At 46.5% G+C, this 15,739-nt stretch carries 16 protein-coding genes; 9 read left to right on the forward strand and 7 right to left on the reverse strand.

Annotated features, from left to right (window positions below; genetic code table 11):
* Window positions 1–25: 25 nt before the first annotated feature.
* A complete protein-coding gene (gene hisG, locus LGO15_RS21425; RefSeq protein WP_167833137.1) occupies window positions 26–649 on the reverse strand; it encodes an ATP phosphoribosyltransferase in 624 nt (207 codons plus the stop codon).
* Window positions 646–1,821 (reverse strand): ATP phosphoribosyltransferase regulatory subunit, encoded by a 1,176-nt coding sequence (locus LGO15_RS21430; RefSeq protein WP_167833138.1) that lies wholly within the window; start codon window positions 1,819–1,821, stop codon window positions 646–648. Before LGO15_RS21430 ends, hisG begins: the two co-directional genes overlap by 4 nt.
* Before the next feature lie 195 nt (window positions 1,822–2,016).
* Here LGO15_RS21430 and LGO15_RS21435 point away from each other — a divergent pair, with 195 nt between their 5' ends.
* Window positions 2,017–2,568, forward strand: coding sequence for an HAD-IA family hydrolase (locus LGO15_RS21435; protein ID WP_226085852.1), 552 nt, complete (start codon window positions 2,017–2,019; stop codon window positions 2,566–2,568).
* 238 nt (window positions 2,569–2,806) lie between these two features.
* Here the strand turns inward: LGO15_RS21435 and LGO15_RS21440 are convergent, their stop codons facing one another.
* The 5 genes from LGO15_RS21440 to hprK form a co-directional block, all read right to left on the reverse strand.
* A complete protein-coding gene (locus LGO15_RS21440; protein WP_167833140.1) occupies window positions 2,807–3,343 on the reverse strand; it encodes an acyltransferase in 537 nt (178 codons plus the stop codon).
* 1 nt (window position 3,344) lies between these two features.
* Window positions 3,345–3,989 (reverse strand): pyrophosphatase PpaX, encoded by a 645-nt coding sequence (ppaX, locus tag LGO15_RS21445; RefSeq protein WP_167833141.1) that lies wholly within the window; start codon window positions 3,987–3,989, stop codon window positions 3,345–3,347.
* Window positions 3,979–4,923, reverse strand: coding sequence for a nucleoside recognition domain-containing protein (locus LGO15_RS21450; protein ID WP_226085853.1), 945 nt, complete (start codon window positions 4,921–4,923; stop codon window positions 3,979–3,981). The genes ppaX and LGO15_RS21450 overlap by 11 nt, the downstream gene beginning before the upstream one ends.
* A gap of 73 nt (window positions 4,924–4,996) precedes the next feature.
* Window positions 4,997–5,809, reverse strand: coding sequence for a prolipoprotein diacylglyceryl transferase (lgt, locus tag LGO15_RS21455; RefSeq protein ID WP_226085854.1), 813 nt, complete (start codon window positions 5,807–5,809; stop codon window positions 4,997–4,999).
* 267 nt (window positions 5,810–6,076) lie between these two features.
* On the reverse strand, window positions 6,077–7,012 hold the full coding sequence (gene hprK, locus LGO15_RS21460) for an HPr(Ser) kinase/phosphatase (RefSeq protein WP_167833144.1): 936 nt from the start codon (window positions 7,010–7,012) through the stop codon (window positions 6,077–6,079).
* 271 nt (window positions 7,013–7,283) lie between these two features.
* Between hprK and LGO15_RS21465 the strand changes: the two genes are divergently transcribed.
* From LGO15_RS21465 to LGO15_RS21500, 8 genes are all read left to right on the forward strand, one after another.
* Window positions 7,284–8,657, forward strand: coding sequence for a PTS transporter subunit EIIC (locus tag LGO15_RS21465; RefSeq protein WP_226085855.1), 1,374 nt, complete (start codon window positions 7,284–7,286; stop codon window positions 8,655–8,657).
* Window positions 8,658–9,125: 468 nt separating this feature from the next.
* Window positions 9,126–10,211: a DUF871 domain-containing protein gene (locus tag LGO15_RS21470; RefSeq protein WP_226085856.1), complete on the forward strand. Its 1,086-nt coding sequence runs from the start codon at window positions 9,126–9,128 to the stop codon at window positions 10,209–10,211.
* Window positions 10,192–11,106, forward strand: coding sequence for an N-acetylmuramic acid 6-phosphate etherase (gene murQ, locus LGO15_RS21475; RefSeq protein ID WP_167833148.1), 915 nt, complete (start codon window positions 10,192–10,194; stop codon window positions 11,104–11,106). The genes LGO15_RS21470 and murQ overlap by 20 nt, the downstream gene beginning before the upstream one ends.
* Window positions 11,107–11,239: 133 nt before the next feature.
* Window positions 11,240–12,409, forward strand: a complete 1,170-nt coding sequence (gene nagA, locus LGO15_RS21480) for an N-acetylglucosamine-6-phosphate deacetylase (RefSeq protein WP_167833149.1) — start codon at window positions 11,240–11,242, stop codon at window positions 12,407–12,409.
* A gap of 25 nt (window positions 12,410–12,434) precedes the next feature.
* Window positions 12,435–13,160, forward strand: coding sequence for a glucosamine-6-phosphate deaminase (nagB, locus tag LGO15_RS21485; protein WP_413231360.1), 726 nt, complete (start codon window positions 12,435–12,437; stop codon window positions 13,158–13,160).
* Between the two features lie 199 nt (window positions 13,161–13,359).
* A complete protein-coding gene (locus LGO15_RS21490; RefSeq protein WP_167833151.1) occupies window positions 13,360–14,085 on the forward strand; it encodes a GntR family transcriptional regulator in 726 nt (241 codons plus the stop codon).
* Window positions 14,086–14,596: 511 nt separating this feature from the next.
* Window positions 14,597–14,824 (forward strand): DUF2164 domain-containing protein, encoded by a 228-nt coding sequence (locus LGO15_RS21495; protein ID WP_167833152.1) that lies wholly within the window; start codon window positions 14,597–14,599, stop codon window positions 14,822–14,824.
* A gap of 162 nt (window positions 14,825–14,986) precedes the next feature.
* Window positions 14,987–15,706 carry an N-acetylmuramoyl-L-alanine amidase gene (locus LGO15_RS21500; RefSeq protein ID WP_318999844.1) on the forward strand — a complete coding sequence of 240 codons (720 nt, stop codon included), beginning with the start codon at window positions 14,987–14,989 and terminating at the stop codon, window positions 15,704–15,706.
* Window positions 15,707–15,739 lie beyond the last annotated feature (33 nt).

Below are 15,739 nucleotides of genomic sequence, written 5' to 3' on the forward strand. Positions count from 1 at the left end.
TAGTTGACTTCATTCAACCTACAAGTCAGATGACTTTATCCAAGCGTTTGATCAGCTCGCTGATCCGCTCATCCTTTATCCGGTAGCTGACTGGATTAACAATAAGCCTTGAGGTTACGCTTGTGATTGTTTCATACTCGACCAGGCCATTTTCCTTTAATGTCCTTCCGGTTGAGACGATGTCGACGATCCTGTCGGCGAGCCCGATTAATGGCGCAAGCTCGATTGATCCGTTCAATTTGATGATTTCAACTTGCTCGCCCTGCTCACGGAAATAGGCTGCTGCGATGTTAGGGTATTTCGTCGCTATTTTCGGGGCAACATCATTCATTTTTGTATCTGGTAATCCCGCAACGGCAAGATAGCAGCCGCTTATTTTTAAATCGAGCAGTTCGTACACGTCCCGTTCTTCTTCGAGCAGGACATCCTTTCCGGCAATTCCGAGATCGGCGACACCATGTTCGACGTATGTAGCGACATCCATCGGCTTCGCGAGTATGAAGCGGAAATTTTCTTCTTCCACATCAATAATCAACTTGCGGGAATCATCAAATTCAGGAGGCAAATCAAAACCGGCGTTCCGCAGCAGTTCAACCGCTTCGGTAAAAATTCTGCCCTTCGGCATCGCGATGGTCAGCTGTTCATTCATTGCGCTCCCTCCTTCCCTACTAGATAAACGACATCAGCAAAAGCAGCGGAACAAGCATCAAGATTTCCTACGGCACTGATGTCCTGGAGGATGACACGTTCCCCGTCCTCCCTGCGCTGGGCGGCAAGCTGGTATGCTTCCTTTCTCCGTTCGTGGCTGAAAAGAATGCAAGTAACAGGCTCAGGTTCACTAAGATTGCCGAGGCTTTCAAGCAGGCGGTCGAGCCTGATTGCGAATCCAGTGGCCCCAGTCGATTTGCCAAATTTCTCGAGCAGCTTGTCATAGCGGCCGCCATTGCCGATTGGGAAGCCTACCATTCCAGCGTAAACCTCAAATAAAATGCCAGTATAATAGCTCATATGGCTGACAATCGTTAAGTCAAATTTAATTCGGTCGCTTCCGCCAAAGTCTTTGATGACGTTAAAAAGCAACTTTAGTTCATCCAGTGCTGCCTTTCCTTTTCCGTTCTCAACCAATTCAGATGCCCTGTCAATCACTTCAGGACCGCCTCGCAGCTCTAGGAATGCGAGAAGCCTTTGTGAATCAATTGATGACAGCGGCAATGCTTTGACATGCTCTCGATACCCAACATAATTTTTCTCATATAAGAATTTCGTCAGTTCCCTGGCTCTTTCTTCCGTGCCAAGGATCTGGACGAACAATTCATTGACGAAGCCAACATGCCCGACGGACAGCTGAAACTGTTCCAGCCCTGCTTTTTTCAGAGAGGAAATCGCAAGTGAGATCATTTCACCATCCGCGCTAACCGAACCGTCGCCGATACACTCGACGCCAATCTGCTCAAATTCAGCCGGCCGGCCGCCTTCTCGCTGCTGGGCGCGGTAGACATTCTCAGAATAGGCCAGCCTTAACGGAACCTGATCCTTGAATAATTTTGAAGCCGCAACCCTCGCGATCGGTGCGGTCATATCTGGCCGCAGCACAAGCGTATGCCCCTGCTGGTCCAACAGTTTGAACAGCTGCTGATCAAGGATCGCAGAAGCACTGCCAACTGTTTCGTAATATTCAAGCGCTGGTGTCTCGATGAATTGGAAACCCCATTGCTTCATTTCTTTTTGAATCGAGCTTCGGACTTTTTCTTTCGCTTCATGCAATTCCGGAAGTGTATCCCGCATGCCAAGCGGCTTTTCAAACATGAATAATCTGCTCATTGATTTTCACCCTCTTCGTTGCTGGTGCTTGATATATAAATTTTCTAAATCCTTTAGTTCGCTAATATGGTAACAAGATGAAGTTATATGTATTTTATCGTTCATTTTATTATCCGTCAACCATAAGCTATTCATGTTGGCTTTTTAAAAATTGGACTGTTAAAATGGGGGCAAACAAAAAGGGAGGGCTTAGCAGTGAAAATCCTCTGGGACTTGGACGGGACAATCCTTGATACGTGGCCGACACTTGTCGAGGCATTTACGGTGGTGGCAAAAAAAGACCTGAAGTATGAAGAAGTCCTTCCGCACCTGAAATATGGGACAGCTTATGACTTTTACGGTGTCGATAAAAACAAGGTAACTGAATTCCGTGAGATTGAGCGCACTTTGCCAAATGACAGGAAGCCGCTTTTTCCATATGTGAAAGATGTGCTTGCAAACGCAGATGCAAATGTCCTCGTGACCCATCGCAATCGGCGCTCAACAGAAGAGCTGCTGGAACACTGGCATCTAGGGCAATTTTTCAAGGAAGTCATTTGCCCTGCGGAGGACGGTTATTCGTTAAAGCCGGATATTCATGCGTATAAGTACCTGCATGACAGATATGGCTTGGATCTTGTAGTCGGCGACCAGAGCACAGACCTGATTCCCGGCAGAAAACTCGGCGTGCAGACCTGCTCCTTCCGAGAAACAAACGAGTTTGCAGACAAAACCATCTATTGTTATTCGGAATTTCCTTATAAGTAGATTGATGGAGTGTTGTCGACCGCCTTTTTTAGCTAAAAGAAAAATTTATTGAGGAAGAACAGATTATATCGACCACTTTTCAAGATATATCAGCGGATTTTTGATTTTATCGACCACTTTTAAAAATATATCAGCGGATTTTTAATTTTATCGACCACTATTTGCAAAATATCGACCACATCCTAATTTTCCCAAAAATAAAAAAAGCGAAGCGGAGCAATGTCCGTTTCGCTTTTTGTTATTTGGTGCTTGTCCCATAGATTTCATCATCCGCCCAGCGCTCTGCGAGTTCTTCCTTTGTGTAGATTACGCGCATTGGGTTGCCGCCGACGAAGGCTCCGGCCGGGACGTCTTTGTGGACGAGTGTTCCGGCGGAGACGATGGCGCCGTCACCAATCGTGATGCCAGGCATGAGCGTGGAATTGGCGCCGATCATGACTTCACTGCCAATTTCGACGTCGCCGAGGCGAAATTCCTTGATCAGGTATTCGTGGGCCAGGATCGTTGTGTTATAACCAATGACCGTATTGCGGCCAACAGAGATTTTTTCCGGGAACATGACATCAAGCATGACCATCAGCGCAAAGGAGGTCTGATCGCCGACTTTCATTCGCAGAAAGGTGCGGTACAGCCAGTTTTTCATACCGAGAAATGGCGTGTAGCGCGCTACCTGGATGACGACGAAATTTTTGACGACCTTCCAGAACGGGACGGTTTTATACACATGCCAGAGTGAGTTTGCTCCTTCTACTCGGTAACGAGTCGTCCGTCTCATTTTACACCCCGAGGATTGGCAGGATTTCAGCCATATTTTCCAAGATATAATCTGGCTTGTATTCCTCTAGATGTGCTCTTCCCTTGATGGACCATGCGACACCGACTGTTTTTGTGCCGGCGTTCTTGCCGCCAAGGATATCATGATGGTTATCTCCGACCATGATTGCACGGTCAGGTGATGAGCCGAGCATGTCCAATGCTTTTAAAAGTGGCTCCGGATCTGGCTTCGCTTTTTCAACATGGTCAAGCGCGACGACGACTTCGAAAAATTCATCCAATCCTGTCAGCTTTAAGCCCATCTTAACTACATCCGAACGCTTCGTTGTGACGATTCCTAAATGGAAGCCGTTTTCCTTCAATGTCCTGACTGTTTCATATACTCCATCGAATTCTTTTACCAAGAGATCGTGATTTGCCAGGTTGTAAGTCCGGTAAGTAGTGATCATTTCCTCATAGCCTTCAGGATCCAGCTTCTCGAATGATTCTTTTAAAGAAGGCCCTAAAAACGGAAGGACATCCTCCCGTTTGTATTGCCCTGGATAATAGGTTTCCATTGTGTGTAGGAAAGATGAGATAATCAGTTCGTTCGTATCAATTAAGGTCCCGTCAAGATCGAACAGGACTGTGTCTATTTTATTGCTCATATACTGCTTCCTTTCTTTTTGCGAGGTCTGCGCGGTTCCAAATGATCGCGACTGTGATTGTCAATAAAATCGCCACACCAAGGCGGATCAGCAGCAGCGGCAGAACCGGAATTCCGAGCGGAACAAAAATTAATGTATCTTCAACGACGGCATGGCAGGCAACGAGGAAAATGAACGCCAGCGTGACATCCTTTTTGCTGACTCCATCCTCCTGGACTGCCTGGATCATCACACCCGCGCCATACGCGAGCCCGATCAGCAGGCCGGCTGCCATTGTCGTCGAGGTATTCTCCTTCATGCCGAGCGCTCTTGTTGCAGGTGCCATCCATCTTGAAAAAACAGCAAGCCATTGCTTTTCCTTCATAATTTGCACGACGACCATCAGAGGGATGACGATGATGGCCAGCTGGAATATGCCGACTCCCGCCTTCGTAATGCCTTCAAGCAGGATCGCTCCCCATCCTGAAACTTCTTCACTTTTTGCAGGGACCATTCCATATTTCGCGATTTCAGATCCGCCATTCCAAACAAGATTGATGACCACAGCTGATATGAATGCGAGTCCGAGACGGACCAGAACAATGACCCACAGCTTGACGCCAACCTTGAGGGCGACACTCGATTCAACCAGCATATTATGTGAAAAGCTCAGCATCACTGCAATGATAAAAACTTCTTTTACCGTCAAATCAAGCGTCAGGATGGCTCCAATCGCGGCGTATAAATTAAGGAAATTCCCAATGACGAGCGGAATTGCCGCATCCCCTGACAATCCGAGCAACGACATCACTGGCGTGATCAGTTTGATTACCCAAGGCAGGATCGGGGTGTATTGTAGGATCGACACAATCAAGGTGACGGGAAAGATGACCTTCCCGAGCGCCCATGTTGTGTTCAAACCAACCATCAACCCTCTTTTTAATGTAGAACCCATTGAATCATCTCTCCCATTTTTATGCCTTGATTCATTTTATTTATTGTTTCTCATTTTTAGTAATCCGAAAATTCTAGTTCTCTGAATAACGCACTTTTGAATAACCCTTTACTCTTCTGAAAATCCATAAGCCGATTGCCAATAAAATCAATGCGATCGAAATGGTCTGGGCAATCCTTAATGATTCCGTCAGCATCAAGCTGTCCGTTCGCATTCCTTCAACAAAGAAGCGGCCGATCGAGTACCAGATAACATAACTGAGGAAAATTTCCCCGCGTCCCAGGTTCACTCTGCGTAAAGACATCAGCAGGATGAAACCGAGCAAATTCCAGATCGATTCATACAGGAACGTTGGATGATAATATGTTCCATTGATATACATCTGGTTGATGATGAATTCAGGCAGGTGGAGGTTTTCTAAAAATGCCCTCGTCACTTCCCCGCCATGCGCTTCCTGGTTCATGAAGTTTCCCCAGCGGCCGATTGCCTGTCCAAGGATGATGCTTGGTGCTGCGATGTCCGCCAGCTTCCAAAACGAAACATTACGTGACTTCGTAAAGAAATACGCTGTGGCAACAGATCCGATCAATGCACCGTGAATCGCGATTCCGCCATTCCAAACCTTGAAAATTTCGCCTGGATACTGTGCGTAATAATCCCACTGGAAGATTACATAGTAAAGCCTTGCCGATAGGATCGCGATCGGAATCGCCCAGAGCATCAAATCTGCAAAAGTATCTTTGTGCAAGCCGCGGCGTTCACCTTCGCGCATGGCAATCCATAACGCAAGCGCAATTCCTAGTCCGATGATGACGCCATACCAGTGCACCTGGATCGGTCCGAGCGAAAAGGCGATCGGGTCGATCGGCTGAATATTTTTCTCCATGTTTTTTCCCCTCTTTTTCACAAGAAAAGCGCAAGCGCCTTGTCCAGCCCTGACAAGCGCTGGAGGGCCGCACGGTGAAGTCGTTCTTTGACTTCATTGGGCGGACCGAAGCGACTCGAAGGGCTAGGCGCTGAAGCTAGACAATTCTCGAATGGAATTATATATACTAATAATTTTTAAAATCACTTCTACCAGCACTTTGGCCGTTCTTAATCAAACGTTTGATTAAAGCTTTTTTCCGCTTTCACACCAAGGAAAAGTCCCTGATTACTGCTCATCATGGTCGCCGTCTTCAATGACGTCAGACAGCCTGTTGGTGAATTGTTCTGCCGCATTGACACCCATACGCTTCAGCCTGAAGTTCATCGCTGCTACCTCGATGATGACAGCAAGGTTTCGTCCTGGGCGAACTGGGATCGTCAACTTCGTTATATCAGTGTCGAGAATTTTCAGCTTCTCTTCATCAAGGCCCAATCTGTCATAGGATTTTTTCTGATCCCAGATCTCGAGGTCAATAATCAGTGAAATCCGTTTATGCGAACGCACGGCACCAGCACCGAACAGCGTCATCACATTGATGATCCCTACGCCGCGGATTTCGAGAAGATGCTCAATCAAATCGGGTGAGTTCCCGACAAGTGTCCCGATATCCTCCTGGCGGATTTCAACGCAATCATCAGCTACGAGACGGTGTCCCCTTTTGACCAATTCAAGCGCTGTCTCACTTTTACCTACACCGCTTTTCCCAGTGATCAGGACGCCGATTCCATACAAATCGACCAGTACACCGTGGACAGCAGTCGTCGGTGCCAGCTTGCTTTCCAGATAGTTTGTCAGGTGACTGGAGAGCCTTGTAGTTTTTTGCTTTGAACGCAAAAGCGGAACCGATTCTCGTTCAGCCGCCTCGACCAGTTCGGCAGGAACCTCCATGTCTCTTGTGACAATAATACACGGAGTAATATCGGTACAAAGCTTTTGCATCCGCTCCTCCCTTTCACGGGGAGCCAATTTTTCAAAGAAAGTCAGTTCTGTTTTTCCAAGAAGCTGCAGGCGCTCTGCAGGATAATATTCAAAATAGCCAGCTATTTCTAGCCCTGGTCTTGAAATGTCAGTAGTGGTAATCGGACGGTTGATTCCTTCCTCTCCACTTATCAATTCCATGTCGAATTTCTTGATGAGGTCTTTCGTACGGACTTTCGGCAAAGAAGTTCCTCCTTTATATGAGTGTAAATTCCCACATGATCACAATACCTTTTATTTTAGCACTTTTTCATGAAGAACCAAATATAAGCAGACAAAAAACACCATCGACGCAGGGAAACTTCCAAATTGGTATTATCCACCCCTTCATGTTAATACCAACTACTCATTTTTTTAAAAAAAGGTATAGACAACTATACAGTAGACTTGTTATCATCATTTTGTAAGCGAATTCATTATTTTTTATTAATTTACATTAAGAGGGGGAAATACCATGCGTAATGAAGAACGCCTGGCAAGGGAAATACTTGCACAGCTTGGCGGCGCGGATAATATTGCTGATGTTGCCTCGTGCATGACCCGCCTGCGTGTCAAGCCGGCGGACTACAGCAAAGTCAATCTTGACGGCATCAAGAAAGTAGATGGCGTGCTCGGTGTCGTGGAAGCAGAGACATTGCAAATTATCCTTGGACCTGGAATTGTCACTAAGGTAGCGAATGAGGTTTCAGAAATCACCGGCAAGACTGCCAGTTCAGTAGACGAGTCCGACCCGGATCCTTTTGAGGGACTTGCCGGACGTACGAAGGATGAACTTAACAAGAAAAACGCGACTCCATTCAAGCTATTCCTAAGAAGGATCGCCAGCATCTTCATTCCGCTGATTCCGGCAATTGTCGCATCCGGTTTGATTGCAGGACTGACAAATGTCATCATCCGCTCCGGTGCTGATCCTGAATCGACGCTTATTCAGTTTCTTAACCTGATTGGCTGGGGTATCTTCAGTTACCTCGGTGTATTTGTCGGTATCAACACGGCTCGTGAATTTGGGGGCTCGCCAGCACTTGGCGGTGCTGCTGGTATCTTGATCATCAACCCGGGTCTTGCGAACATCACTTTGTTTGGTGAAGCACTAGTTCCAGGCCGTGGCGGACTGATCGGCGTTATGCTTGCTGCAGCTTTCATTGCCTTGCTTGAAAAACGGATCCGCAAATTCGTTCCGTCTTCTTTGGATATCATCATTACTCCTACTCTATCATTATTGATTACTGGTGTTGCTACATTATTCGTGCTCCAGCCTGTTGGCGGATGGATTTCCGATTTGATCACAAAGGGCTTGCTTGGCCTTCTTGATGTCGGCGGCATCCTTGCAGGACTTGTCCTTGCAGGAACCTTCCTTCCTCTTGTTGTTACAGGTTTGCACCAGGGCTTGACTCCTGTGCATATGGAATTAATCAACACGATCGGTGACGACCCGTTGCTGCCAATCCTCGCAATGGGTGGTGCAGGCCAGGTTGGTGCAGCATTCGCGATTTACTTTAAAACGAAGAATGAGAGACTTAAAAAGGTCATCAAGGGCGGACTGCCTGTCGGTATGCTAGGCATTGGCGAACCGCTGATTTTCGGTGTCACCCTGCCGCTTGGCCGTCCATTCATCACTGCCTGTCTTGGCGCAGCAGTCGGCGGAGCATTCCAGGCATTCTTTAAGATCGCAACGATTGCTATCGGCGTTTCCGGTATCCCGCTTGCATTCCTTGTCCATACTAATCAAATTCTGCTCTACTTGGTTGGACTTCTGCTTGCCTACGTATTCGGATTCATCTTCACCTGGACGTTTGGCTTCAAGGAAGAAATGGCTAAAGGCATCTAAAAACAAAAAGCGCAAGCGCCTCGTTCAGCCCCGACAAGCGCTGGAGGGCCTCGTTCTTTGACTTCATTGGCAGGACCGAAATCGAAAAGCGGAGGCGACTGCCCAACTCCGACAAGCGTTGGAGGGCCTGACAGTGAAGTCGGTCTTTGGCTTCATTGGCAGGACCGAAACGTCTCGAGGAGTTAGGAGCCGCAGCTAGACATGCGTCTCGAGCTGCTCAAAGCTAACGCTTCTCGCAAGATACTCGAAGAAGCACTAGCAGAGATGAAACTGGCTAGGCGCTGAAGCTGGATTAAGATAACCGTCTAACAATACTGTAAAGGAGGAGAGCATTTTTCCTCCTTTCTTCTTTTCTAGTGGCCTTTTCTTTGTTCAGTTTAGTTGTTAAATCGAAAAGAACTATCGCCTAAAGTTCATATTAGATAGCAAGAAATATTCTATTAATTTATCTTGATTGGAGTGATTGCCATGCTTGGCATTTCCGTATATCTGAAAAAGGATATGATGGAGCAAAATGCTGCCTGGATCGAAAAAGCAGCTCGATACGGACTGAACTCCATTTTCACTTCCTTACATATACCTGAAGATAATCCAGCTGAGTATAAAGAGCTTTTACAAGAGCTTGGCTCATTGGCGAAAAAGTACCAAATGGAGCTGATGGCCGATGTGTCCCCACGCTCATTGGATTACCTTGGGCTTGACTGGGAGCATTATGATGAACTGCTTCATTGGGGGCTATCGGGAATCAGGGCTGATTATGGATTTACAACACAGCAAATTGTGGAGCTTTCGCATAAAATGAAGATAGGAATCAACGCCAGCACGGTATCGAGAGAGGAACTGGTTGCATGGCAGGATGCCGGTTTGAATACCGGGAACGTCGAGGCATGGCATAATTTTTACCCAAGGCCTGAAACGGGATTGGACAAGGACTTCCTGTTGGAAAGGAATCTAATGTTCCGTTCTTTCGGCATTACGACGATGGCTTTCGTTCCTGGGGACAAGGATTTACGCGGACCTGTTTATTCCGGGCTCCCTACCCTTGAAAAACATCGTGGTCAACTGCCGCACATAGCTGCTGCAGAGCTTATGGGTTCTTTATTCACCGATAAAGTCTTGGTTGGGGATCACTCTGTAACAGACGAACAACTGGAGTTACTGACACTCCTGGATAAAAAAATCATTCCGCTCAGGATTGATAGCGGAAGTCAGGATCATTCCGAACTATTGAGCAAGCCGCTGACGAACCGTATGGATCCTGCCCGCGATGTCATCAGGGCGGTTGAATCACGCTCCTTTGCCTCAATAGGAGAAAAACTGATTCCACCTTCAAATCAGCTCGAAAGGCCTCGCGGAACGATCACCATCGATAATGAGCTTTACGACCGGTATGCAGGCGAATTGCAAATCGCCATCAATGACCTGCCACAGGATGAAAAAGTGAATTGCATTGGTAAAGTAATACATGAAGACCTCTCCTTGCTTGATGAGATCAAGGCAGGTCACAAATTTCAATTTATTGTGAGGGATGGACATGGAAATCGCAAAGCTTAATACAGAACAGCAGAACCCGAAAACAATGAATATCGACTTGATGTCAACAGAGGAAATCATCACCGTCATTAACCAGGAGGACACACTCGTTCCGAATGTGCTCGCAAGGCAGGTTCCGAACATTTCGGAAGTCGTCGACAAAATTGTCGTTGCCTTTAAAAACGGTGGCCGACTGATCTATATTGGTGCCGGGACTTCCGGACGACTCGGAATCATCGATGCTTCCGAATGCCCTCCGACTTTCGGAACGGACTCGGGACTTGTCATCGGAATCATCGCCGGCGGCAAGGAAGCAATGACTGAAGCGCTCGAAGGTGTCGAGGATGACAAAGACCAGGGCAAAGCTGATTTGGTAAGCATCAACCTGACACCTGATGATATTGTTGTCGGGATTGCTGCCAGTGGACGCACACCTTATACGATTGGAGCTTTGGAATACGCTAAAGAGATTGGCGCAACTACAGTATCTGTCGTATGCAGCAAGGATTCCGAAATGGAGAGAATCTCCGACCACACGATAGCCGCAGTTGTCGGACCGGAAGTGATCACAGGTTCCACGAGGATGAAAGCAGGTACTGCCCAAAAACTGGTTTTGAACATGCTCTCAACCGCTTCGATGATCAAACTGGGCAAAGTTTATGGCAACCTGATGGTCGATGTCCAGATGACGAATGAAAAACTACATAACCGCGCTGTCAATATCGTGAAAATGGCAACAGGTGCTTCTGATGAAGAAGCAAGAGTGGCTATCAAGGAGCAAAACTATCATACGAAAGCGGCCATCCTCCAAGTCACGACTGGGCTTCGTGGCACGGAAGCGAAAGAACTTTTGGAAAAGCATGAAGGCTACCTGAGGAACGCCATCAGCGATTTTTATAAAAACAGTGATAGATAGACTTGTCTATACCACTATTATTTTTTCACTATAACTATAACGTGGTATAGACAACCACTAGCGTATATTTGTATAATAAGAGTGACAAAGGGTAAGGAAAGAAGAACAGGACATAACTCTCAGGTGATATAAAATGAAAGATTTATTGCTTATCAATGCCTCTGTGCTGACACAAGATGGCGTGATTGAAAAAGGATTCATTTCTATAAAGGACGGAAAGATTGCCGATACAGGCCCGATAACCTCCCTCCCCCAACATCAAGCCGAGGTCATCGAACTTCCTGAGGACAGCACGATTGTACCGGGGTTCATCGATGTGCACATCCACGGTGCTGGCGGAGCCGATACGATGGATGGAACCCACGAAGCAATCACGACGATGGCATCGGTTTTGCCTGAGGAAGGCACAACCAGCTTCCTGGCGACGACCATCACCCAGGATCAAAACGCCATTATGAAAGCATTGGAAAATGCCGCTGAATATATCAGCCATCATAACCATCCAGGTAAAGCGGAGGTGCTTGGGCTTCATCTGGAAGGACCTTTCATCAATGAAGCTCGGAAAGGAGCACAGCCTTCACAGCATATCATCACACCGGATATCGAGCTATTCGCGAAAATGCAGGAGGCTTCCGGAAACAATATCAGGCTTGTGACACTCGCTCCCGAAAAAGAAAACGGCAATCTTCTTATTGCCTATCTGGCTGAAAATGGTGTCATAGCATCGGTTGGCCATTCGGATGCCACCTACGCACAGATGGCGGAAGCCGTGAAAGCTGGAGCTACGCACGTGACACACTTGTTCAACGGCATGCGCGGCATGCACCACCGGGATCCAGGTGTTGCAGGTGCTGCCCTTCTTTTTGAAGAGTTAAAGATTGAAATGATTGCAGACGGCATCCATGTCGTTCCCGAAATGCTCGATCTATCGATTCGCGCCAAAGGTACGGATGGAGTCATCCTAATCACCGATTCAATGAGAGCGAAATGCCTCAAAAACGGCAGTTATGACCTTGGCGGACAGGAAGTTAACGTCGCCGACGGAAAAGCACTACTAGCGGATGGCACACTTGCTGGCAGTATTTTAAAAATGAAAGATTCATTGCAAAACATGATGCAATTCACCGGGATCAGCCTCGAAGAAGCCGTCAAGCTTGCAAGCGAAAACCCTGCCAGGCAGCTGAATATTTTTGACCGGAAAGGCAGCATTGCTCCAGGCAAGGACGCCGATCTTGTCGTCCTGGACAATAACCATGAGGTCGCCATGACATTTTGTCGTGGAGTCGCCAGCTACACTCGTTAAAACAGCTATGAAAGAGGTGATGACATTGAAACTGATTACAACTTCAAATTACGAGGAGCTTAGCCAGAAAGCTGCAGGGGAAATCATCTCACGAATCCAGAGAAACCCATCGCTGAACCTTGGACTTGCTACCGGGAGTACGCCAACTGGTCTTTATCAGGAGCTCATCAAAGATCATAAGCAGAACCAGACTTCCTACAAGGAAATCAATACATTCAATCTGGACGAGTACATGGGCATTCCGAAGAAAGATCGTAACAGCTATCACTACTTTATGTGTGAACATTTATTTGAGCACATCGATATCCCGCTGGATCAAACTCATATCCCGGATGGTACAGCGATGGATCTCAATGAGGAATGCAGGCGCTATGAACAGTTCATTGAAGAGCATGGCGGCATTGACCTGCAGATCCTTGGAATCGGGCAGAACGGCCATATTGGTTTTAACGAACCTGGAACTCCCTTTGATAGCAGGACGCATATCATTGATCTATCAGAAAGCACGCGCAAAGCAAACTCAAGATTCTTTGAATCATTGGAGGACGTCCCTAAGCAAGCGATCACGATGGGAATTGATTCGATCATGGATAGCAAAGAAATCTTCCTGCTTGTGTCGGGTTCCTCCAAGGCAAAAGCGCTCGCCCGTTTGATGAATGGCGATGTTAGCGAGCAATTCCCTGCTTCGGTGCTTCAAAATCATCCTAATGTCACGATATTCGCCGATAAAGAAGCGACAGCATTGCTTTAAAGCTTTTTTAAAAGAAAGCACTTTTCATAGCCGTGACCCTTCGTTCGAAATGAGCAGCGTCGCTTATAGAAGTATGTTAAAAAAAGACAAACAGGAACAGCGTCTAAAAAATGCAATCAAAGCAGAAATAGCCTCTGAAGATAGGCGATTATTCCGGAAAAAGAAGCCGGAAAAATGCAAGCAGTCAGGAGAATGACTTATGATTGATAAAAGTTCACCCATACCTATTTACCACCAGTTAGAGGAATATATCAAAGCCCAGATTGACAGCGGCGAACTCCAGCCAGATGAAACGATTCCTTCTGAACGGGTTTATGCAGATATGTTCCAAATCAGCAGGATGACCATCAGGCAGGCGTTGACGAATCTTGTAAATGACGGATATTTATACCGACAAAAAGGCAAAGGCACATTCGTGAATAAAAAGAAGGTCGAACAACGCCTGCAGGGATTGACAAGTTTCACGGAAGACATGAAAGAACGAGGCTTCACTCCGGGAAGCAAACTCGTTTCGTTTGAAATCATTCCATCCGGACGGGAAATTGCTGAGCGCCTCAAGGTAAGTGAAAACACTCCTGTATATGAAATCAAACGTGTCAGGCTAGCAGACAATGTACCAATGGCCCTTGAGACCACCTATCTGCCGGCCAATCTGGTCAAAGGATTGACAGAGGACATTATCAACCAGTCGCTTTACCAGCATATCGAAGAAAAACTATCACTGACCATCCACGAAGCCACACAGCAGATAGAAGCCTCGATCGCGAAGGAACAGGAACTGCGCCTCCTCGAAATCGAAAAAGGCTCCCCTGTCCTGCTGATCCTCAGGACTTCACATTTGAAAGATGGCACACCATTCGAATTCGTTAAGTCTGCCTATCGTGCCGACCGATATAAATTCGTCCACACCATGCAGCGTGGGTGATATTCAGAGATCCAATTTGGGTCTCTTTTTATTTGACTCTTTCCTGAGGCACTGTTATTTATTTCTACCTTTTAAAGATTTGTTCTGAACAAATAGCCGGAGGAATTCCGCCTATTTAGGAAACTAGTTAAAAATTAGCGGGAATAGACGGAGAAATTCCGCCTATTGGATTTTAAACAACAGAAATTGAGGACTTTTAATTGAATAGACGGAAAACTCCGCTTATTTCAGCTTAAAATAGCTCTATTTTAAAAATAACCGGAAAACTTCCCCTTATATTTTTTACTCTTTCAAAAGGCTGCCCTCTATAAGTCTTTTTGGAAATTAAACCTGCTTTTCATCCAGGACAGCAGAGTTTACGAAAACAGCCTTATATTTTAACGAAAGCTTATTTTTATAGAATGTCGAAAAAAGAATGCTTATTTCCACGGAAATAATCGAACCCTTCTGTCGAAATATTTGTCTGACTCGCTTACAATTAGGGTAATACATAAAACAAGGAGTAGATAATATGTTGAAGAATTTCAAGGTCGATGATCACGCGAAGACCCAGATGACGGACGAAATCAAGAGATATTTCCTAGAAGAACGCGGAGAGGAACTAGGCGATTTGGCTGCCTTGCTGATCCTAGAGTTCGTTGCCGATAAGCTTGCCCCCCACTTTTATAACATCGGAATCCAGGACGCCCATGAATTTATCTCACAGAGGGTTGAGGACATTTTTGAATTGAATAAATAGTGACTGTTATGAGGAAGTTGCAAGCCTCCGGACGAGACTAAAAGAGCCACATTCACTTTGAGTCCAGTTTTATCCTGTGTCACTATGTCCTTTTTCATCCTTTGGTCATATATATACTGATGAGGAAATCTTTTATCGGAAGGTGTGATCATTTTGAAAATCATGCTTGATGCTGGGCATGGCTACAACACCCCGGGTAAGCGAAGTCCTGATGGCATGAGAGAATACGAGTTCAACAGAGCTGTGGCGAATTACGCCAGACAGCTGCTGGCAGACTATAAGAATGTCACCGTGTATTTTTCTCATTCTGATCAGCAGGATGTATCATTGAAGGCTAGGACAGATAAGGCAAACAACTTGAATGTAGATATTTTTGTTTCAATACATGCCAATGCTTTTGGCACCGGCGGCTGGAGCAATGTTGGCGGAATCGAAACATTTATCTATCCAACAAGGCCGCCTGTGGCTTATCAACTGGCCCAAAAAATTCAACGTATCCTTGTGGTCTCGACGGGTCTCGAAAACCGCGGTGTAAAAACAGCCGACTTCCATGTCCTGAGGGAAACAGAAATGGACGCCGTGCTAGTGGAGTGCGGCTTCATGACAAACCGCAATGAAATACAATTACTGCGTTCGGAAACATACCGCAGAACGATTGCAGAAGGCATCGTGAAGGCATTGGCTGAGCAGTTCAAGCTGCAGCGCAAAGCCAATGCTCCTACACCAGTGCCAGCTTCGCCTCCCACAAAAGCCAATGCCCCTGCCAAGAAAGACGGGCTGTTCAAAGTACAGGCAGGCGCATTCGATAATGAACAAAATGCCAAAGAGCTTGCTGAGCGATTAAGAAAAGCGGGCTTTGATGTCTATATCGACAAAGAATAACTAAAAGGCCGACACATTGGTGCCGGCCTTTTC

This window comes from Mesobacillus sp. S13, assembly GCF_020422885.1.
Classification (GTDB): Bacteria; Bacillota; Bacilli; order Bacillales; family Cytobacillaceae; genus Mesobacillus; species Mesobacillus selenatarsenatis_A.

Bases quoted from the DNA above. Each gene is read 5' to 3' on its own strand.
- murQ (WP_167833148.1), top strand. From the start codon at position 10,192: ATGGAAATCGCAAAGCTTAATACAGAACAGCAGAACCCGAAAACAATG.
- LGO15_RS21450 (WP_226085853.1), bottom strand. From the start codon at position 4,923: ATGGGTTCTACATTAAAAAGAGGGTTGATGGTTGGTTTGAACACAACA.
- LGO15_RS21495 (WP_167833152.1), top strand. From the start codon at position 14,597: ATGTTGAAGAATTTCAAGGTCGATGATCACGCGAAGACCCAGATGACG.
- LGO15_RS21465 (WP_226085855.1), top strand. From the start codon at position 7,284: ATGCGTAATGAAGAACGCCTGGCAAGGGAAATACTTGCACAGCTTGGC.
- LGO15_RS21490 (WP_167833151.1), top strand. From the start codon at position 13,360: ATGATTGATAAAAGTTCACCCATACCTATTTACCACCAGTTAGAGGAA.
- lgt (WP_226085854.1), bottom strand. From the start codon at position 5,809: ATGGAGAAAAATATTCAGCCGATCGACCCGATCGCCTTTTCGCTCGGA.
- nagA (WP_167833149.1), top strand. From the start codon at position 11,240: ATGAAAGATTTATTGCTTATCAATGCCTCTGTGCTGACACAAGATGGC.
- LGO15_RS21500 (WP_318999844.1), top strand. From the start codon at position 14,987: ATGCTTGATGCTGGGCATGGCTACAACACCCCGGGTAAGCGAAGTCCT.
- LGO15_RS21430 (WP_167833138.1), bottom strand. From the start codon at position 1,821: ATGAGCAGATTATTCATGTTTGAAAAGCCGCTTGGCATGCGGGATACA.
- ppaX (WP_167833141.1), bottom strand. From the start codon at position 3,989: ATGAGCAATAAAATAGACACAGTCCTGTTCGATCTTGACGGGACCTTA.
- LGO15_RS21470 (WP_226085856.1), top strand. From the start codon at position 9,126: ATGCTTGGCATTTCCGTATATCTGAAAAAGGATATGATGGAGCAAAAT.
- LGO15_RS21440 (WP_167833140.1), bottom strand. From the start codon at position 3,343: ATGAGACGGACGACTCGTTACCGAGTAGAAGGAGCAAACTCACTCTGG.
- hisG (WP_167833137.1), bottom strand. From the start codon at position 649: ATGAATGAACAGCTGACCATCGCGATGCCGAAGGGCAGAATTTTTACC.